At 43.3% G+C, this 20,570-nt stretch carries 15 protein-coding genes and 5 pseudogenes; 12 read left to right on the top strand and 8 right to left on the bottom strand.

The genetic code is table 11. The features are described from left to right. Nucleotides 1-99 precede the first annotated feature (99 nt). Complete coding sequence (locus tag DVY93_RS08670; RefSeq protein ID WP_230710322.1) at nucleotides 100-1,164, top strand: disulfide isomerase DsbC N-terminal domain-containing protein; 1,065 nt, start codon at nucleotides 100-102, stop codon at nucleotides 1,162-1,164. Nucleotides 1,165-1,202: 38 nt separating this feature from the next. On the opposite strand, the pseudogene DVY93_RS08665 reads toward DVY93_RS08670, so the two are convergent. The 4 genes and pseudogenes from DVY93_RS08665 to DVY93_RS08650 all read right to left on the bottom strand — a co-directional run. After that, nucleotides 1,203-1,763, bottom strand: a pseudogene (locus DVY93_RS08665) (IS5 family transposase); the annotation flags it as partial. A 71-nt stretch (nucleotides 1,764-1,834) separates the two neighbouring features. Then, nucleotides 1,835-2,008, bottom strand: a pseudogene (locus DVY93_RS08660) (IS1595 family transposase); the annotation flags it as partial. 202 nt (nucleotides 2,009-2,210) lie between these two features. Further along, nucleotides 2,211-2,954: a TorF family putative porin gene (locus DVY93_RS08655; RefSeq protein ID WP_071001644.1), complete on the bottom strand. Its 744-nt coding sequence runs from the start codon at nucleotides 2,952-2,954 to the stop codon at nucleotides 2,211-2,213. Between the two features lie 348 nt (nucleotides 2,955-3,302). Beyond that, nucleotides 3,303-3,530: pseudogene (locus DVY93_RS08650) on the bottom strand (threonine synthase); the annotation flags it as partial. 173 nt (nucleotides 3,531-3,703) lie between these two features. On the opposite strand from DVY93_RS08650, the pseudogene DVY93_RS12530 reads away from it, so the two are divergent. Beyond that, nucleotides 3,704-3,850 (top strand): annotated as a pseudogene (locus DVY93_RS12530) (DUF3817 domain-containing protein); the annotation flags it as partial. 64 nt (nucleotides 3,851-3,914) lie between these two features. Here the strand turns inward: DVY93_RS12530 and DVY93_RS08640 are convergent. Beyond that, nucleotides 3,915-4,673: an IS5 family transposase gene (locus DVY93_RS08640; protein WP_093071332.1), complete on the bottom strand. Its 759-nt coding sequence runs from the start codon at nucleotides 4,671-4,673 to the stop codon at nucleotides 3,915-3,917. 277 nt (nucleotides 4,674-4,950) lie between these two features. Here DVY93_RS08640 and DVY93_RS08635 point away from each other — a divergent pair, with 277 nt between their 5' ends. The 10 genes and pseudogenes from DVY93_RS08635 to DVY93_RS08590 all read left to right on the top strand — a co-directional run bounded on the left by DVY93_RS08635 (nucleotide 4,951) and on the right by DVY93_RS08590 (nucleotide 16,066). After that, nucleotides 4,951-5,490, top strand: coding sequence for a protein-disulfide reductase DsbD domain-containing protein (locus DVY93_RS08635; RefSeq protein WP_230710321.1), 540 nt, complete (start codon nucleotides 4,951-4,953; stop codon nucleotides 5,488-5,490). 50 nt (nucleotides 5,491-5,540) lie between these two features. Beyond that, complete coding sequence (gene dsbD, locus DVY93_RS08630) at nucleotides 5,541-7,760, top strand: protein-disulfide reductase DsbD (protein ID WP_230710319.1); 2,220 nt, start codon at nucleotides 5,541-5,543, stop codon at nucleotides 7,758-7,760. 343 nt (nucleotides 7,761-8,103) lie between these two features. Next, the gene (locus tag DVY93_RS08625) at nucleotides 8,104-8,544 is read left to right on the top strand and encodes a transposase family protein (RefSeq protein ID WP_133105064.1); all 441 of its coding nucleotides are present in this window, start codon (nucleotides 8,104-8,106) and stop codon (nucleotides 8,542-8,544) included. Nucleotides 8,545-8,552: 8 nt separating this feature from the next. Further along, nucleotides 8,553-8,936: pseudogene (locus DVY93_RS08620) on the top strand (transposase family protein); the annotation flags it as partial. Between the two features lie 315 nt (nucleotides 8,937-9,251). Continuing rightward, nucleotides 9,252-10,199, top strand: a complete 948-nt coding sequence (locus DVY93_RS08615) for a c-type cytochrome (protein ID WP_093071421.1) — start codon at nucleotides 9,252-9,254, stop codon at nucleotides 10,197-10,199. Nucleotides 10,200-11,336: 1,137 nt separating this feature from the next. Further along, on the top strand, nucleotides 11,337-12,344 hold the full coding sequence (locus DVY93_RS08610) for a DUF1852 domain-containing protein (protein WP_230710317.1): 1,008 nt from the start codon (nucleotides 11,337-11,339) through the stop codon (nucleotides 12,342-12,344). A gap of 56 nt (nucleotides 12,345-12,400) precedes the next feature. After that, the gene (locus tag DVY93_RS08605; RefSeq protein WP_198334413.1) at nucleotides 12,401-13,429 is read left to right on the top strand and encodes a methionine synthase; all 1,029 of its coding nucleotides are present in this window, start codon (nucleotides 12,401-12,403) and stop codon (nucleotides 13,427-13,429) included. An 87-nt stretch (nucleotides 13,430-13,516) separates the two neighbouring features. Beyond that, nucleotides 13,517-14,017: a flavin reductase gene (locus DVY93_RS08600; RefSeq protein ID WP_230710315.1), complete on the top strand. Its 501-nt coding sequence runs from the start codon at nucleotides 13,517-13,519 to the stop codon at nucleotides 14,015-14,017. 77 nt (nucleotides 14,018-14,094) lie between these two features. Beyond that, a complete protein-coding gene (locus tag DVY93_RS08595) occupies nucleotides 14,095-14,928 on the top strand; it encodes a sulfite exporter TauE/SafE family protein (RefSeq protein WP_230710313.1) in 834 nt (277 codons plus the stop codon). Between the two features lie 433 nt (nucleotides 14,929-15,361). Then, nucleotides 15,362-16,066 carry a hypothetical protein gene (locus DVY93_RS08590; protein ID WP_230710312.1) on the top strand — a complete coding sequence of 235 codons (705 nt, stop codon included), beginning with the start codon at nucleotides 15,362-15,364 and terminating at the stop codon, nucleotides 16,064-16,066. Nucleotides 16,067-16,223: 157 nt separating this feature from the next. Here the strand turns inward: DVY93_RS08590 and DVY93_RS08585 are convergent, their stop codons facing one another. From DVY93_RS08585 to DVY93_RS08575, 3 genes are all read right to left on the bottom strand, one after another. Then, entirely contained in the window at nucleotides 16,224-17,573 is a 1,350-nt protein-coding gene (locus DVY93_RS08585; protein ID WP_230710310.1) for an MBL fold metallo-hydrolase, read from the bottom strand. Nucleotides 17,574-17,857: 284 nt separating this feature from the next. Continuing rightward, entirely contained in the window at nucleotides 17,858-19,357 is a 1,500-nt protein-coding gene (locus DVY93_RS08580) for a SulP family inorganic anion transporter (RefSeq protein WP_198334408.1), read from the bottom strand. Nucleotides 19,358-19,970: 613 nt separating this feature from the next. After that, entirely contained in the window at nucleotides 19,971-20,549 is a 579-nt protein-coding gene (locus DVY93_RS08575; protein ID WP_230710307.1) for a PepSY domain-containing protein, read from the bottom strand. Nucleotides 20,550-20,570: the final 21 nt, after the last annotated feature.

Here is a 20,570-nt window from a genome sequence, read left to right as displayed (position 1 = left end):
ATATACTCTTTGGAATAATATTACATTGGCTAAAATCATATTTGTATATGTAATATTTAATTGGATCATGTTTTTATCAAACCAAATAGGATGGTCTTCGTGAAACTACCTTTGATTAAATTTGCCAGCTTAATCGGTATTGTATCTTTAACAACCACTGCCTGTGCTCAGCCTAATGAAGGGGCCACTAGCAACCGGACAACAAGTCAAAGTATAGAAAATGTAGAAGTGTCTGACACGATGACTCAGTCCTTGGACAGTTATTTGCGCCAAGTGCTCACGCAAGCAGGTATCAAAACGCAGATTACTTCTATTGCGCCCTCAAACTTGCCCAATATGTATCAGGTCAATTTGGCAGGACAAGCGCCATTACATATCACTGAAGACGGTAAATATGTTATTCAAGGCGAGCTGCAAAATAACCCAAGCAAGCAGGTAGTGACCAAAACATTGCCACGCAGTAATAAAGAGCAAATAGGTCAACCAGTCAGTACAGCCATCAAATCAGCAATGCTTGCCAACATGAGTGCGCTCAAAAATATGAGTACCAAAACACCACTTTTTTATACTGCTGTACCAGGTGTAATTTGGGGTGCTACTTTAGAGGGCGTACCATTTTTGCTCTCAGATGATGCGCAGTACATCACCGATGGTGAGATATCTGTGATAGAAAATGGTCAGTTCGTGGGTCTGGATACAGAATTTGAGCAACGAAAAAATCAGTCAGTATTGGCGTCTTTGGACGATAAACAGCTGATTCGTTACCCCGCCACCAGTACCGAGAAAGCGGTGATATATGTGGCTGACGACGTCAACTGCCCGTATTGCCGCCGATTGCATCAGCAGATGCCCATGCTCAATGCAAAAGGCGTGACAATCAACGTGATTGGTTATCCGATATATGAGCAGTCACCCGCACAAATGCGAGGTATTTGGTGTCAAACTGATGCAAACAGTCGTCGGCAAGCGTTTGATAAAGCCATGTTGCAAGGTGAGATGACGCCCGCCTCTGCCAGTTGTGAGGTCGATCACGTGACGCCAAATCGTGACAAAGCGGCAGGCCTCGCTGTAATAGCGACACCTGCTATTTATCGTGAAGATGGCGTGCTGTATCAAGCAAGTTTCGAGAGTCCTGAGTTTCTAGAGTTTTTAGGCGTAGAGTAATTAACTATAGTCGATTTATTTTAAAATCGAGACAGTGCGACTGATATGACTGACTGAGCACAGTGCTTGAAGATACACTCTCTACTATCGTAGCCCCTGTCTGCAATCACCGCTTTAGTCTGGTTATTAATCGTGCTATCTCTCAACGTCTTTGCCATCTTAGCGTCATGTACTTGCTCACCTGTCAGCTCAACATGTATAGGGTTACCACAAGCATCGACCACTAAGTGCAGTTTGCTGCTATTACCTGCAACACTTTTACCAATGGCCTCATCAAGATGACTGGCTGCACCTGAACTATGCTGATGAGCTTTGACCACGCTACCGTCTATGAATAACCATTCACTATCATAGTTTGCTGTGACTATCTTCATGAGCTTTTGCCATTTACCGGTTTTACGCCAGTAACGGTATTGATGATATATGCGAGACCAATGACCAAAATAAGAAGGTAAGTCTCGCCATGGACAGCCTACTCGTATGCGGTACAACATGCCTTCAACGGTACGTCTTAGATTGGGCTTGTTATATACGTTAATTTGTCGCAATATAATAAATAGCTTGTGCCAATGTTCATCGTTGAGCTTGGTGCGAGTCATAAGTGATGCCTTATTTCTTTGTTGTGGTAAACATTAGAGTAAGGCGTTGCTTATTTTTTTCAATGTTTTCTCAATTCTATACAGCCCCTATTCTCGTAAATAAGCAGTCTTAGCCTATGAAAGTAATAACTGGCTGTGGTTTTATTAACACCAATTAGGCTTGCTGCTGTTCTCGCGGTAGAACCGGCAACAAATAACTCGATGAGTCTGCTTTGTTTATACCAACTTAGTTTACTCTTTCTCATAGTGCTATCCTAAATAATTTTACTCATCTAGGACAGCCCCTTCTTTTTAATCTATTCAAACAATCTTTATTCGATATAAATATTAAGCATTTAACATGCCAAGACGTATTTAGAACCAATTCTCCATAAAAAAATCCTGCCTTGAAGTAAGACAGGATTTTTTTATCGCAAGGCTAATTTTCTAGCCTATGCTATTTACAACTTAGAATGCTTTAGTAATTGTAAATACAGCACCAGTCTCTACACCACGTTTGTACGGGTTGGTGTCGGCGTCAATATTTGTGCCGACAGCAGCAAGCTCAGCTGACAGGTCTTCAACAGAAGCAAAGCTGTAAGTCACACCAACTTTCCAGTCGATGTAGTTATCATCGCCACTAGCGTTATCACTGAAATCATAATCGTCAGCAGTGGTATAACCTAAGCTTGCTACACCACCGAAAGATGCGCTCAATGGCATGCTATAAGTCAGGTTTAAATACCATGCATCAGTATCTAAGCCAAAAAAATCATTAGTGAAATTCACGCTTGCAAGCAAACTGTCACCAACAGTGATGGTGTCTGCAAAACCTAGACGTGCATACAGCTCAAGCCAATTCAAATCAGAAGCACTTGGATAGCCGTAGTACCATAAACCGACATCTAAAACTGGTTTAGACGCCAAAGAGCCAAGTTCAGTGCTATAACCTACATATGGATCGAGCTCTAATGAGCTACCAAAGCCGACATTCGAGCCCCAGACACCTGCGTATAAGCCAGAGCTATGGGTTAATCCATAACCAACTTGAACGGCAGGGTCGCTTTCAGTTTGTGTCATACCACGATAGCGGTAATCTGAAGTCATTGCTGCAGTACCAGAGAATGATACATCGCTTTCAGCTGCCATAGTCAAGCCACTTGCACAAGTGAGTAAAGATGCAGCCACTAATGTAGAAAGTTTAAAGTTCATGTTGGTATTCCCCCAAGCTGTTTATTACAAATGTTCAAATCGAAATGATTTGACTCTGAACTTGTTATTGAAATAGCAAAGGGCGTGCCAACTTTATTAAGTTACTGTTTTATCTTATTTCTTTGCAATAAAACTGCAATAACTTACAAAACCAACTTTGAAGCATTATTGTATTGCACAAATATTGGGCGATTTATTGATTTTGCACCAAAACAAATCAAACTGTATCAAATTGTTTGTAAATAGGAATTATTCTTATACAGTTTATATTCTGCACGATGCAATAAAAAAAACCAACCGCAGTTGGTTGGCTTTTTAAGTATTTTCTTCTGAGCAAAGCATGAAAAATTATTTTTCCATATTTGATAGGATTGATGTTCTGACATCATCCAATGTGGCATTGATGGTGAGCATCACGGCATCGGCACATTGTTTGATCGCAGTGTCAGGATCTTTTAGACCATTACCCGTCACTGTGCAAACGATCACCGAACCTTCAGCGATTTTACCTGCTTTAATATCACGGATTGCACCGCCGATTGAAGCCGCCGATGCAGGCTCAACGAATACGCCTTTTACTTCTAATACTCTTGGATTAGGTTTGGTCATTTTTTATCCTTTTAGCTGTCTAGTTAACCCACTTTAAAAATGATACAGTGCTACTGGGATGAATTTTGTGCAGCCTCTGTGTAAGCAGCACGCAAAGAAAATTTATACCAGTAGCGCGTTTAAATCCATAACATTTTTACATTCAGCTGACTATAGGCTATCTAGAAGGCACCTCTTTCTTATTATTGCTCTTCATCGCCATGCCACTAAAATATATGATGGACATTCCAGAAGGTGTGAAATACATCGGTATGGCACACGGTATGTTGTTTATTACCTATATCATACCCCACTCTCAACTTCGAAAGTGATTGAAAAAAGAAGAGCACCTCACTAGGGTGTGTATAGAACTCAAATGAGTGGCAACCAGATAAAGACACAAGCGAGCATTACCGCCGCTGCATAGCTATCTTTGAGCTTATCATATCGCGTGGCAATGCCCCTAAAATGTTTCAATCTAGCAAAAGCGTTTTCTACCAAATGACGGCAACGATACAAATACCAATCTAGTGTGTCGTTACAGCTTTTAGAGTTCGACTTAACGGGTATGACTGACTCAGCACAGTGCTTGAAGATACACTCTCTAATATCACTACTATCGTAGCCCCTGTCTGCAATCACCGCTTTAGTCTGGTTATTAATCGTGCTATCTATCAACGTCTTTGCCATCTTAGCGTCATGCACTTGCCCACCTGTCAGCTCAATATGTATAGGGTTACCACAAGCATCGACCACTAAGTGCAGTTTGCTGCTATTACCTGCAACACTTTTACCAATGGCCTCATCAAGATGACTGGCTGCACCTGAACTATGCTGATGAGCTTTGACCACGCTACCGTCTATAAATAACCATTCACTATCATAGTTTGCTGTGACTATCTTCATGAGCTTTTGCCATTTACCGGTTTTACGCCAGTAACGGTATTGATGATATATGCGAGACCAATGACCAAAATAAGAAGGTAAGTCTCGCCATGGACAGCCTACTCGTATGCGGTACAACATGCCTTCAACGGTACGTCTTAGATTGGGCTTGTTATATACGTTAATTTGTCGCAATATAATAAATAGCTTGTGCCAATGTTCATCGTTGAGCTTGGTGCGAGTCATAAGTGATGCCTTATTTCTTTGTTGTGGTAAACATTAGAGTAAGGCGTTGCTTATTTTTTTCAATGGTTCCTCAATTCTATACAGCCCCTAGTGACACAAGTTATGATTTTTGTTAACCACTCTTTATTGCATGCGTTTTGCTATAGACTGTCTCGGTATATGTATTAATATTATAATTATTTTTAATCTATGTTGCGCGGTATAAGCGGCTTGCTGCTTTGAGCATGATTTAATCTGCATTATCAAGTTTGACATCAGTTATTAAGAGGTATCATCTATGGGTATATCGACATCTACGACAAAATACGAGTCAGCGTGTATGCGTACGGCGGCCATCATTCTTGCTAGTAGCTCACTGATAGCAGGGGGAACCATAAGCGCTCAGGCAGCCAGCCTTAGCGGTTTGTTTAACAGTAGCAATAACGGGTCGTCAAAGTTTTTATCAGTTGAGCAAGCGTTTAGCGTGGATAGCAGCAGCAAGGCCACCAAAAAAGGCACGCAGCTGTCGATTACGTTTGATATCACCCCTGAGCATTATGTTTATAAAAACCAGCTGAAACTGCGCTTCCCTAAAGGCATCAATGCCACGCCATTTACCTTTAACCAAAAGCCTGTGACCATTGATGATCCGACCTTTGGCAAGGTGCCTGTATTTACTCAAAAAAGTGTCACCGCTACCACTACCTTAACCACTGCCAATGGCAAGGGCGCAAAAAACGTCCCTGTGGTTATTCATTGGCAGGGCTGTGCTGAGGCAGGACTATGCTATCCACCAGAAAAGATGGCGACCAAAGTTGATATCGCAGTGCCACGCTAAGCCGTTGCTGACATTTTGTTCGATTCTGAGTAATAAATAGGTAGCCTTTCATGCCCACACATATAGCAACACCGCCGCCGACCACGACTACCCGTGAGACCATCGCTCCTAAACAAGCCAAGCATGCGCCCTATCACAGTGTAAAAAACCGCCCCTATCTATCGGCACTTGTGCTAAGTGCCAGCGCTCTGCTGGTAGGGCTAAGCGCGCCGATGCCCGCGCACGCAGCAGGCTTGGGCGATTTGTTTGGTGGTAGTAGTGACAGTCGTGCACAAAAAAAGTTTTTATCCGTTGATGAAGCCTTTGATGTCAGCAGTAGCAGCAGCCCTGCCAAAGCTGGCACGCGCTTGTCGATCAATTTTGATATCACCCCTGAGCACTATGTGTATCAAAATCAGCTCAAGCTGACACTGCCTGATGGAGTAAAGGCCGCGCCGTTTACCTTTAATCAGCAGCCCGTTTCTATCGACGATCCGACCTTTGGCCGCGTGCCAGTGTTTGATCAGGCCAATGTAGTGGCGAGCACCATGCTGAGTACGACAGATGGCAAGCCTCTAGACAATGCTGCGATTACGATTGGCTGGCAGGGCTGCGCCAAAGCAGGATTATGCTATCCACCAGAGAAGATAAAAACCACAGTCAGTATCGCCGCTGTACCCTCCCAGAGCCGCGCCAATAATGCATCAGCGACTGGCCAAGACGCGACAGCTAAAAGTACCACGGCCAATGCTGACGCTCATACCGTAGATACTGATGCTCAAGATGAGGCGGTCATCAGTGAGCCGCTAACCACATCATCGGCTGCTGCGTCGCCAGAGAGTGCCAGCGGCCTTGCTGGTGAGCAGATGGATGATGAAGTCGTCGACTATGATTTGATAGACGATGTGTCATTGGAAGGTGAGATTGCCGGTGCAGCTGCGCCCATAGCAGACACGCAGCAGTCTTCTGATCGAGCCTCAAGTAGTAGTGAGACTGCCGCTATCGGCGCGATGGATAGCGACCCTTTTGGCCTAGCGTCTCATCCATGGTTGGCATTGGCTTTGCTGTTTTTAGCAGGCTTGGGCTTGGCATTGACGCCTTGCGTCCTGCCCATGCTACCCATTGTGTCCAATATCGTCGCCCGTGAAGACAATCCCACGGTCAAACGCGGTGTGCTTTTGACAGGCAGCTACGCCATTGGGGTAGCCACCGCTTATGGGATTTTAGGTGCGGTTATTGCGGTGTTTGGTGAGTCTTTGGGCATCATCGGTTGGCTACAAAACCCGATTATCTTAATCAGCTTTGCCATTGTGTTTGTACTTTTGGCGTTATATATGCTGGGTGTTTTTAGTATTCGTTTACCCAATGCCATCAGTAGTAAGATGCAGCGCTTGAGTCAAGCAGGAGATAGCAAGCTTGGTAGTGCGGGCGGCAGCCTAATCGCTGGTTTTTTATCTGCGCTGGTGGTGTCGCCTTGTGTCTCAGCGCCGTTATTTGGCGCGCTGCTGGCGGTGTCTACCATTGGCAGTCCGCTGCTTGGGTTTGTCGCTTTATTTATGCTGGGTTTTGGTCTGTCCGCGCCGCTGATCCTAATCGGTGCCACTCAAGGCAAAATCATGCCAAAAGCTGGCGCGTGGATGAACTGGGTCAAGCAAGGTTTTGCGTTGCTGCTTTTTGCTGTGGCGCTGCTGCTGATTGAGCGCGTCTTTATCTCGCCTGTCATGCTGGTCGTATGGGCACTTTGGTTTATGGTGCTGGCGACATGGGCATGGAGCTGGCTTGGTAAAGGTCGTATCTTAACCCAGGCGCTGGGCTTAATCGCTGGGATTTGGGCGGCTTGTTTGATGGTGGGTGCCGCTTTGGGTAACGATGACAGTCTGCATCCGCTGGCCTCTTTAAGCGCCGCGCCTATGATGATGACATCTGCAAACGGCGTATCAGGTGCGAGCAATAGCGCCAATGACGCGCACATCACCACCCTTGCTGAGCTAGATGCTATTTTGGCTGACAATCCGAAAGTCATTGTCGATGTGACGGCAGAGTGGTGTGTTGAGTGCCGTATTATAGAAAAAAACCTATTTCACAATCGTCCTGCTCAGATGCAAGACTGGCTGCTGGTCAGACTCGATATCACAGAGACGACAGAGGACTCAAAAGCCATTTTAGCGCGTTATCAGTTGTTTGGGCCGCCAGCTTTACTCTATTATCAAGACGGGCAGTTGGTCAATCAGCAAGTAGGGGAAATCGGGCGTTCGGCATTTGAGCAGACTTTAGAGGCGCTCAATCGCTAATTATCTACATGGATGAATAATAGCTGAAAGGGTGAATATCTCACCTTCAAACTCCCGCCTGACATAACAGCTAATGCTGTATATTTTGCCAATCAAAAGCCAAGCGCCTACTATGTTAGGCGCTTGGCTTTTTTGATAAGGTGTCTTGGGATTGGCAGGATGACCGACTAACTATTTGCTTTTATAGGTATTAAATGTCCTTGTCTGTTTATCTTGTTTGTTTATACAGGCATGGTGCTTGATATAATGGTAACTCTCTATTGTCTCTCGCTAGTCAAAAGACCTCTTGCAAAAGTAGCAAAGGGAATTAAAATAAGAAGACACTCATAACTTTTTAGGAACCATGCCAAACATAGATAAGCTACTCAAACAAAGTGACGCTGGTTTTAAACGCTACACTGGCATTCATAAAGCCACCTTTTATGACATGCTTGAGGCCATGCAAAAGCATGAAGCATCTAAGACCAAATCAGGTAGACCAAGTGTGCTCAGTCTTAAGGAGCAGATACTACTAGCCCTGACTTATTGGCGTGAATACCGCACGCTTTATCATATCAGTATGGACTTTGGTATTCATGAGTCTTCTGCTAGCCGTATCATTCGTAAAGTAGAAGACACACTGATTGACTCTGGCAAGTTTGAATTGCCTAAAAAGCTGCCTAGTCGTGTCGATGAGGACATCAATTGGTCAGTCGTCATCGTCGATGCCACCGAAACCCCAATTGAGCGTCCAAAAAAAACCAAAGCGACTACTACAGCGGCAAGAAAAAACAACACACCCTAAAAGCGCAGGTTATCGTCCATTGGCAAACAGGGTTGATACTCGATGTGCAAACCTGTAAAGGGTCAATCCACGATTTTAAGCTGTATAAAGATACTTGTCCTGATTGGTTGCCTGAGAATACTAACTATCTAGCAGACAGTGGTTATCAGGGTATAGCAAATCTACATAACCAAACTTTCACACCATTTAAGAAACCTCGTGGTGGTCAGTTATTGGAGATATGCAAACAGGCCAATCACTATCTGGCAAAGTTCCGTATTGTGGTTGAGCACAAAATAGGCTTAATCAAGTTGTTTAAAATCGTGGCTCATAAATATCGCAACCGTCGTCAGCGCTACGATCTTAGAATGAAGCTGTTTGCTGGTATCATTAATTCCGAGCTTAACCTATGACTTTTGCAAGAGGTCTATTATTCATCATGTATAGCATGTAGTCTTGATATAGTCGTTGCGCTCGTTTTACTATACATAGAGTTAATGCAGCTTATCCTAGAATAATTGTATCGATTAATGATGCGCCCTAAAATTTAACGCAACGTTTATATATCAAAGTTGTTTATATTTGATAGAATTATATTTCTGAGAAGTTACGAACTGTCTAATTGACTGATCTACTGCCTTAGCTCAGCCAAATTACTGCCATTATTTTTCACAATTTAACATATGAATATAAAATCGGATATTATATTTTATAATAAGGATATTCCAATGAAGACATCATTTAAAATTAATTATTCTTCCTATTTGGTTGCTACCATTTTAAGTATTAGTGCAATGGGCATAACAGCATGTAGTGAAACAGAGATCAAAGCGGTTGACAGAGTAGAAGAAGCTGAGGCCTTAGCACGAGTTAAATCACTTGAGTCACAAGCTGCAGCAATTAAGGAAGATATGGCCTCAAATCCAAGCGCTAAATTGACTATCAGTATGCCTGACGAGTCTACTATTCCAGATGACGAGTTTGGCGCAGCTGTGCGTCGCGGCTTGCAAATTGCTAATCATACTTATAAAGAGTTGCCTGACAATGTTGGCAACCAATTGAATTGTACGAGCTGTCATTTAGGTAATGGCTCAGAAGCTTACGCTGCTCCTTGGAATGGTATGCCAGGTATCTATCCTATTTACCGTAGTCGTGGTGGTCGTGTCAACTCAATTCAAGAGCGTATTAACGGATGTTTTGAACGCTCAATGAACGGCAAAGCGCTTGATCTAGGTTCAGATGATATGAATGCAATGGTGTCTTATATGAGCTGGCTATCACAGGACTTGCCATACGGTGTCTCACCCGAAGGTCGCGGCTTTGTAGAAATAGATAAAAATTTGGAGCCTAACACAGATAATGGCAAAAAACTATTCGCTGAAAAATGTAGTGTTTGCCATGGTGAAAATGGCGAAGGTCAGTATAATGATGATGGTTCTTACGTTTATCCAGCAGTAGCTGGAGAAAAGTCTTTTAACGATGGCGCAGGTATGGCACGAACATACACAGCAGCTGCTTTTATCAAAGGTAAAATGCCTTTTGGACAAGGTAACTCTCTTAGCGACCAGGAAGCAGTCGATATTGCTAGTTACTTTACTCACTTACCACGTCCTATAAAAGCTAATAAAGATAAAGACTGGCCTAATGGAGATGCGCCTAAAGACGTACGTCGATAATAGAATTAGAGTTAAAATACTTTCCCAAAAGAATTAGGATTTTTTATTATTTTCATACATTGGTGTATTTACCTCAACCATACTGTTAGAACAAAGACTCAGAGTAATAGGTGACTACATTAGTTTTCTAAAAATAATTAAACTCTCCTAATTCGATTGAAACCTGTGCGATTTTTAAGATTCAATACGTTTTTCTAGGAACAGTTTTTTAATGGTAATATGCACTTGAAATTAAATTTTCAAATAGAAATATCTTGTTACAAATATTGGAAAGGAAAATCCCATTATCTGTCTCGCATCTAATACTTAAAAGATGTTGGTCTATCAGTTGGTCTATATCTTTAATATATAAATAAAAAACTTTTAAAATCAATAACTTATACCACAAGTTTGACTTCCTCCTTCACCGCCAATCTTATAAAATCCTCTTGAATACCAGCTTTCCTATCTTGTCCTACTCTCTCCTAAACATCCCTTAAAACCTTTATACATAATGCGTCTAGCGTTTTTTTATGTCTGCTGTTTTCCCAAGCTATCCGAACATGACCCACCTATCCCGTGGCTTGTGTTGGTCTGCGATTTTTTTAGACCTCAAAATATGAACTGCTCTAAGAATCTCGTCGGTAGGTTTACTTGAGCCCGTCATTTTGAACCAGAAACGCGAGTGGCTCTATTTTTAGAACCGTAAAAATCAGCTGGCAAGAACTCTTTGACATTTACGCCTGACAAATAAATCTGGCCTTGCCTTTTTTATGGGTGAGGCCTTTTTTATGGGTAAAGGTATCAAGGTGATTCAAAAGGAAATTTTCGTAGTCCAATTGGGAAGTTTCTGAGTTAGCTTTCACGCCTCATTCTTTGGTGAAAAAATGTTTTACGTGTGGTTGACTGACCAAACTCTTCTCTCCTGCTCCTTCCGTTTTCCCTATTCCTTTATAGACCCAACTTTCCACGTAATCATTCGTCAACATCTCTGCCCTCTCATTCTCTTCCCCATCATTAAGCAGAAAGATGAATTTTATTCATTTTTTATTTAATTTACATCGTTTTTATTCATGTATTAGTTCAGGCATAATTCACCTCATACACAAATTTGGTTTTATCTCAAATAACAAGATCAGTTTAGGATGGCAGATTATCATGAGTAAAGAATTTACCTGTTCAATTAAGCGCATTCGTTTTGATGAAAATTATCATCCTGCAGACAGCACGCGTCTGACCACTAACTTTGCGAATTTGGCGCGCGGCGAGCATCGCCAAGAGAATTTACGTAAAACATTAAGAATGATAAACAACCGTTTTAACGCTTTGGCGCATTGGGATAACCCAACAGCAGACCGTTATTCTGTTGAAGTTGACATCATTTCTGCAGACATGGATATCGAAGGTAATGGCCATGCATTTCCTGTCATCGAAACGATGAAAACAACGATTGTTGATCATAAAGACAACACCCGTATTGACGGTATGATCGGCAACAGTTTCTCCTCTTATGTGCGCGATTACGACTTTAGCGTCGTACTGCTCGAGCATTTCGAGAAAAATCCAGCATCTGCGCCACCAGAAGATTTTGGTGACTTACATGGCAAATTATTTCAATATTTATTGAACTCAGAGGCATATAAAGCCAATTTTCATAAAAAGCCAGTGATTTGCCTCAGCGTGTCAACCAGTAAAACCTATTACCGTACGGCCAATCAGCATCCTGTATTAGGGGTCGAATATAAGCAAGATGACTACTCGTTAACCGATGCGTATTTTCACAAAATGGGCTTAACCGTTCGCTACTTCATGCCTGCAGATAGTGCTGCGCCATTAGCGTTTTATTTCGCCGGTGATTTGTTGAGTGATTACACCGATTTTGAGCTAATCAGTGCGATAAGCACAATGGAGACATTCCAAAAAATCTACCGGCCTGAAATTTACAATGCCAACTCAAGCGCAGGTGACGTGTATCAACCAAGCTTGACCTACCAAGATTATTCACTGACTCAAATTGTGTATGACCGTGAAGAGCGCAGCCAAATGGCAGTAAAGCAAGGCAAGTTTACAGAAGAGCAATTCATCAAACCTTACCAAGACATTTTAGAGCAGTGGGCTGCCAGCTATTGTGTGGAAAAAGGTGCGCTTAAAAAACATGCTGCCTAACTGTCCGATATATATAAAACTAAAATATAAAAACAAAATGTGAAAAATGGATCAATATGAAACTATTATTACCGACATCTACCGCTGGCAGCTTACCAAAACCATCTTGGCTAGCAGAACCTGAGAAAATCTGGTCACCTTGGGCACTAGAGGGCGCGCACTTGATTGAAGCCAAACAAGATGCGCTACGTTTGACCCTGCAAGAACAAATGCATGCAGGCATTGATATTGTCAGTGATGGCGAGCAGACCCGTCAGCATTTTGTGACCACTTTCATCGAACATTTAGATGGCGTTGATTTTGAGAAGCGCAAGACCGTACGCATTCGTAATCGCTATGAGGCCAGTGTGCCCTCAGTCGTGGGTAGTGTCAGCCGTCAAAAACCTGTATTTGTTGACGATGCTAAGTTTTTACGTCAACAAACCGATCAACCTATCAAATGGGCACTGCCAGGTCCGATGACGATGATTGATACCTTGTATGATGGTCATTATAAAAGCCGTGAAAAATTGGCTTGGGAGTTTGCCAAAATTCTGAATCAAGAAGCCAGAGAGCTAGAAGCGGCTGGCGTGGATATCATCCAATTTGATGAACCGGCATTTAATGTGTTCTTTGATGACGTCAACGACTGGGGTATTGCCACGCTAGAGCGGGCAATCGAAGGACTAAAATGTGAGACGGCGGTGCATATCTGCTACGGCTATGGCATCAAAGCCAATAACGATTGGAAAAAAACACTGGGTTCAGAGTGGCGTCAATACGAGCAAGCCTTTCCTAAATTGCAGCAGTCGAATATTGATATTGTCTCTTTAGAGTGTCAAAACTCCCATGTACCCATGGATTTGATTGAGCTGATTCGCGGTAAAAAAGTGATGATTGGCGCCATTGATGTGGCAACCAATGCCATTGAGACCCCCGAAGAAGTGGCAAATACGCTACGCAAAGCACTGCAATTTGTCGATGCTGACAAGCTCTATCCTTCGACCAACTGCGGTATGGCACCGTTGTCTCGCGACGTGGCACGAGGCAAGCTGGCAGCATTAAGCGCTGGCGCAGCCATCGCTCGTCAAGAGCTGACCGTTTAGTTTTATTCATAAGCCCTAGCTGGTTTGAGCTGATAAGTGACCTCAGTTATCAATGCACTTAAAGATTTAAAATTTAGGAGTTAAGCCATGATTGAAGCCACCGGTTTTAGAGATGCCATGTCTTTGTTAACAACCGCGGTCAATATTGTTACCACAAAAGGCCGCACTGGTGCACACGGATTTACCGCCTCTGCGGTGTGTAGCGTCACCGACACACCGCCAACCTTGCTGGTTTGCATGAATCAGACGTCCCGCTCACATGCCCATTTTATTGAGAATAGAACGTTAAGCGTTAATGTGTTGGGCGCACAGCACGAGCCAATATCCAACGCTTTTGCCTCTAAGTTGAGTTCGCAAGAGCGATTTGAATATGGCTCTTGGAGTACGTTAATCACAGGCGCTCCCGTCTTAGAAGATGCGTTGGTCAGCTTTGATTGTGAGATTGAGGACATTCAGCAAGTGGGCTCGCACAGCATCTTTATGTGCCGGGTGGTCGCCATCAGCCAAAGTGAGCAAGCAGAAAGTTTGGTGTATTTTAATCGTGCCTACTCTCGAGTTGGTCAAGTGGACCAAGTAGAAATCGCTTAAGTTAGCTTTTAAACTGACTTATTATCACTTAACTAAAACAACCATCGCACTAACTCTAAATAAGAAGCAAATATCCCGTGGAACTAATCATTTTTTTAATTATAGGCGCGCTAGCAGGATTTGCTGCGGGGCTATTTGGTGTGGGCGGTGGCACAATTATCGTGCCATTATTATTTATCGTCTTTACGCAAATGGGTTACAGTCCTGACAACATCATGCACTTAGCATTAGGTACGTCATTGGCGACCATCATTATCACCTCTATCAGCTCGTTAATGGCACATAATAAGAAAGGCGCCGTCATGTGGCCTGTTTTTAAAAATCTGGCACCAGGCTTAGCGGTTGGCTGCTTTTTAGGGGCAGGCATAGCAGGACAGATATCTGGGCTGTACCTCCAACTTATTGTTGGGGTGTTTTTGCTTTGGGTCGCCTACAAGATGTTTTTCGGTGGCAAAAAACAGCTCACAAGTCATGCTACCAATGCGAGTAGTGCCAATGATGCTAATACAGAACTGCCTTCAAAACCTAAGCAATTGGCAGCAGGTGGGGTTATCGGGATTGCCTCTGCCATTTTCGGTATCGGTGGCGGCAGCTTAACCGTACCTTATCTCACTCGTTATGGTGTGGTCATGCAAAAAGCCGTTGGTACGTCAGCTGCGTGTGGCTTACCTATCGCCATTGCCGGTGCATTAGGGTTTATGTTCTTTGGGATGCAGCAGCAAGTCAATGTGCCCAATACCATTGGCTTTGTGCACATTTATGCCTTTTTAGGAATTAGCATTATGAGCTTTTTTACCGCTAAGCTCGGTGCAAAAGTCGCCCATATACTATCGCCAGCGCTTTTAAAGAAATGCTTTGCAATATTACTAACTGTCGTGGGGTGTTACTTTATTTTTAAGGGAGTGCTTTGAGTACATTCTTCCTACTCTAGCATCACTTTGGATTGCGTTGCGATAATGTCTAAGTGGCTGGTAACGTCTTCTTCAGTTGATACTTATTATCTCCTGCTGCCTGAATGATTTTTATAAAAATGAGACAAAAGAAATGAGACAAAGACTATAAAAGCAACATAGTCGAGATAAAATTTTTATCAAAATCGGCGCTGATCGATCCATGAAAGGTGTCACAAACATTCCGTATGGTTTTATTAACACTGTCCTAGTTGATCATTTTATGCGCAGTGCTGGCAGAGATTATTTATTTCTTATCGCGCTGGAAAATTGCTGGTTGTTATAGTGCTGTAATAACAGCAAGGTCTAAGACGGTTGGCAGATGTCTTTGCTTAAAAATTGGATTATAGTAGATATTGATAATATTTATTTAAACAAATTGAGGGATTAAACCATGAAAACACTAGGATTGTGTGTGCTCACAGGGCTGGGATTAAGCGCTTGTGCTGGCGGTATGAATGGTGGGGCACTAGGTAATACCAATCAAAACAATATCGTTACGCAGTATCCTATTGAGACTGCTATGCTCAATATTTATACCAAACAACGGAGCGAAAAATTGGTGGCCGTTATAGGCAATCAAAGCGTCTCAGCAGACATCCAAGTTACGCCTAAAGGCAGCATGCGCTTCAACAATAAACCCGTACAAGGGGCCGAAGTAAACACGATCAATAAAGTAAACAACCAAATCACTGATCAGTCCGTCGCTATCAACTACTTTTCCTTGAACCCATTGGTGTTTCATGGATTTACTGACAGTACGGGCAAGTACTCACTATCGAACCAGACGAGCACTATACCTAAGATGGCTACCATTGGTGACTCAAGTACCTTAATGACCGAAAATGTCTACGCGGACAACAGCATGCGCAAAAAAATAGGCACTTACCACCAAGACTGGTCTCTGACTCGAGATACCAATAACACGGCGTGGTTCTGTATAGAGACGTCAAGCAACTTGCTCCTCAGCTATGATCCTGCAGGTACTTCCTCAGAATGCTACAAGATCAATGCCAGAGGCGACATTCTAGCGAGCAAGGTGACTATCAGTCAGCCTGCTAGTCATGGTACTAAACCGGTGACGTTTACTAGTCAGTAGTGGTTATCTTTGTTCCATAAAAAGTCACATAAAAACAAAATAAGAAAGATGGCGCCCTTAATTGGGGCCATCTTTTCTTTTAGAGAATAAATCACCTAGATAAGCCATATACACTCTCTGTTTGACGGCTTATCTCGTGAATAAAAACAAAAACCCATCAGTCAGGCGCGGCTTGCCATGCTCCCATTGACCCTAGGTAGATATCAATGTTTTCAAAACCACGACTAGCAAGCCATCCTGCCGCTGTTGTCGCTCGAGCACCACTGGCACACATTACTGTATAGTGGCGACTCGGATCGAGTTCTTGCCAACGTTCATTTAGATGCCCAACATAGATGTGCTGTGATCCTTCAATCGCAGTGGCATTTCGTTCATCAATATCGCGAACATCAAGCAGTGTCCAGCATTCAGCGTTATTAAGACGATCCTCAACCTCAGCCGTGCCGATCATAGGAGTTTGTTGCATCTTTTCACCCTGTGCAGCAGCCGGTACCACGCCCACATAGCCACCCACTACATTGTCAAGGGCGATTCGTACCAGATGCTCCATGGCAGTAGCAAGCTGTTCTTCATCAGAGGCAATCAGTGCGATGCTTTGTCCTTCTTGCACAAACCAGCCAGCAAACGCAGGGAGCATATTTACAGGTAAGCTCATAGATCCAGGCAGGTGCCCTGAAGCATAAGCCATCGGCTCACGAATATCGATAAAATGATCAGCATCACAGCTGTTTAGTTGATCAAGCGAAAGGTTACGCGGGCGCATCACGGTTGGCGCCGCATCACCACCTTCCATATTGAGGCGCTCCATCAGTCGAAAATAGGGCGGCTGATAATGATTTTCGCCAACCTTAAACTCAATAAAAGCATCCCGGTCGGTAATCTGTAAACGCGGGTTATTCATTCTTTCGTGGCCGACGGTAGAGAACTCGCGCTCTGCCATGCCTGACCCGCAGACGGACCCGGCACCGTGCGCTGGGTAAATAATGGCTTGATCACCTAACGCTAGGATATCTTGTAGTGAGTCATAAAGCAGACCTGCAACTTCTTTGCGGCGATCAGGATAAAAATCAGTACGGCCAACATCACCAACAAACAGGGCATCACCAGTAAAAACGCCCACCGCCTTCTCTGGATAGGCGGTATCAAACAAAGCGTAAGCAAGGTGGTCATCAGTGTGGCCGGGCGTTTCTAGTACACGGATTTCAAGTTGACCGAGAGTAAAGCAATCACCGTCACGTGCGGTCTGCGCATAGGCAATCGGTTTCTCTGGATTGGGACCATGCAGTACCGATGCGCCCGTCAACGCTGCTAAGATCGGCGCGCCAGAAACCAAATCTTCATTACGATGCGTCTCGAAGATATGAGTGATCTGAAGTCCTGCTGCTCGTGCCTTCTCTACATATATCGCACAATCACGACGTGGGTCGATCACCGCGGCCTGCCCGCCTGATCCCACTAGATAAGATAAATGTGAAAGACCAGGTGTTTTAATCTTTTCTAATAGCATAGCCTTGTCCTTATTATTAAATCAACTAAACGCCTGCTCTTGACAGATAAACACTGTTAGAATGACGCGAAGCCACGGTATTTAATAAAACTAGCACACACTCAAGGCAGCAATCAATATACAATAACATATATTAACCTGATTATTTTTAAGACTCTCTACGCTTCTGCCGTATGGTTCGGCCACCGTTTCTGTGGTTTGAACTCACTTAGTGCCTTATACTTTGTTAGATTTCAATTTTTATCCTTATATATCCTTAAAAACGATATTGCTAATGCTTGATATTAATGAGCATCCAAGCTTTGCTCGGCATCAGGTTTGTCATGCACGCCGAATTTTTCTATCATCGCTTGGCTTGCTTCATTGAGACCTATCAGCTCAACGTCAGTCCCTTCGCGGCGAAACTTAATCATGACTTTGTCTATGGCAGCGACGGCCGTCACATCCCAAAAGTGCGCTCGCGATACATCAATGACCACTTTAGAGACAGACTCTTTGATATCAAATGAGTCAATCAAGCGCTCAGCTGATGAGAAAAAAACTTGTCCATCGACCTGATAATAACGCGTTCGTTCTGCTTCATCTAATTGCGTATGCACGCTCATATAACGCTCAATCTTATTGGCAAAAAATAGCGCTGATAGTAATACACCAATGAGCACGCCATACGCCAAGTTATGAGTCGCGACCACTACCGCAACCGTGGAGATCATGACGATATTACTTTGTAATGGCTTCGTTTTTAGCTCTTTAAAAGAACCCCAGTTAAACGTACCAATTGATACCATAATCATCACAGCGACTAATGCAGCCATTGGAATAATCTTTAACCAGTCGCTTAAGAACACCACCATTAATAGTAAGAATACCCCAGCAACCAAGGTCGAGAGACGTGTGTATCCGCCAGATTTTACATTGATGATAGACTGTCCAATCATGGCACAGCCTGCCATACCACCAAAAAAACCACTGACGACATTGGCTATACCCTGACCTTTACACTCTTGGGTGCGATCACCTTTGGTATCGGTTAAGTCATCCACAATGGTCATGGTCATCATAGACTCAAGCAAACCGACGATCGCAAGACTGATGGCATACGGCAAAATAATGAGTAGAGTATCTAAGTTTAAAGGAATATCAGGCAGTAAAAATATGGGTAAGGTATCCGGTAGCTGACCCATATCATTGATGGTGCGCGCCTCTGCGCCTAATAAAATAGCGACTGCCGTCACCAGTACAATACTGACCAGCGGTGACGGAATCACTTTGCCGATTTTTGGGAGGTAGGGATAACCATAGATGATCACTAGACCGAGAGCCACAAGACCATAGACGTGTATTAGGTTTGAGCCGTCTTGCGGCATCAGCTCGGGGATCTGCGACATGAAAATCAAAATCGCCAAGGCATTAATAAAGCCTAGGACAACAGATTGAGAGACATACTTCATCAAATTACCCAGCTTTAAAAAGCCAAAGATAATTTGTATGACCCCTGTCAAGACACTGGCAGCCAGTAGATATTGCAAGCCATGCTCTCTCACCAGCGTGACCATGAGTAATGCCATCGCGCCGGTTGCGGCCGAAATCATCGCTGGACGTCCGCCAACGAACGCAATCACGACGGCAATACAGAACGAAGCGTATAACCCAACTTGGGGATCGACACCAGCAATGATAGAAAACGCAATGGCTTCAGGAATAAGGGCTAACGCAACGACCGTACCAGCTAGGACGTCGGCTCTAACATTGGATAACCAATGCTCTTTAATGGTATTTAACATGTTGAACTCAGTTTTTAGAAACTGCTTTAGTCTGTCAATAATCGCGATATTTGAGATAAGAAATATCTCAAATAAGAGATACTTAAAATCAAAGGTCTAACACATTTTTAGCTAGGCACAACGCCCATTAAATAACGAATACAAAAATGTGAACCATCATATTGAGCGAGTTATTGTCATAACTTGCCTTTAATAGCTTGCTCTTAATAACTCAATAGATAAATCGATTATGGATACAAACATTAAAGCCGTGCACGTGCACAGGAAAAAGCGTCAGACGCTCTATGAGAGTAATTGCTATAGGGAGCAATTATTTACTGAGGAGGGGGAGAGACAACTAGATTGGCATATTCATCTTTATAGTAAGGTTTATATCGCATGACATGCTGTGACTTTGTTACTATTATAGCTAGGCCTATAACTAGGCGCCACAGCAATATCCTTTTAATAATGGCACTAATGTTAGCACACTAGCACATTCAAAGTAAGACACTATCAGACTGGCAGCGATGCTGTCGGATAAAAAATAGACTTTATACGCTCATCATTCTACCAGAAAAGAAAACCCTAAGCCGTCATTGAAAAGGCTTAGGATCAAGTAGAACCTCAGCAATTAGTCATCACTATCCGCGGCGCGGGCTTGACTGCGAATGATATTACCAGTCGTGCTATCAACAACGATTTTATAAACCTGATTGTCTTTACCAATTTCAACCTTATAGACAGGTTTGCCAAAATCTGTCTCAAACTCAGCTTCTAGCACGGTACCTTTTAGGGTTTGGTTGGCCTTGCTGATGGCTTGCGTCAAGGTAAGTTTAGCTTGTTTCATGGCTTTGTATTCTGCCAAATCCTCTTTAACTAAGCGCTCTACTTCCTCTTTTGTGACCTTACCTGTATTGGCGTGGACTTTTACTTCCTGTTCATTATTATTGGTAATAATTTTGATCTCATAATTTCCATTTACCGTACGATCTTCTTGATCATACTCTACACTGACGATGTCCCCTTTCACTGCTTTATTGGCGAGTAACAGCGCTTGCTCTAGATCAATCTTGCTCTGTGAAGCCGCCTGTAGCTCACTGCTCGGTGCTTTGGAGGTAGCAGCTTGACTGACTGCCACAGTTGCCACACTGATACTGGCCATACTTAGTGCCATTACGAGAGGTTTGCTCAATGTTGATAGTTTTTTCATAGTGTTATCCTAGAGTGCTCC

The sequence above is a fragment of the Psychrobacter sp. CCUG 69069 genome (genome assembly GCF_021023115.1).
In the GTDB taxonomy this organism is placed as follows: domain Bacteria; phylum Pseudomonadota; class Gammaproteobacteria; order Pseudomonadales; family Moraxellaceae; genus Psychrobacter; species Psychrobacter namhaensis.
This window is presented reverse-complemented; position numbering and strand designations above follow the sequence as displayed.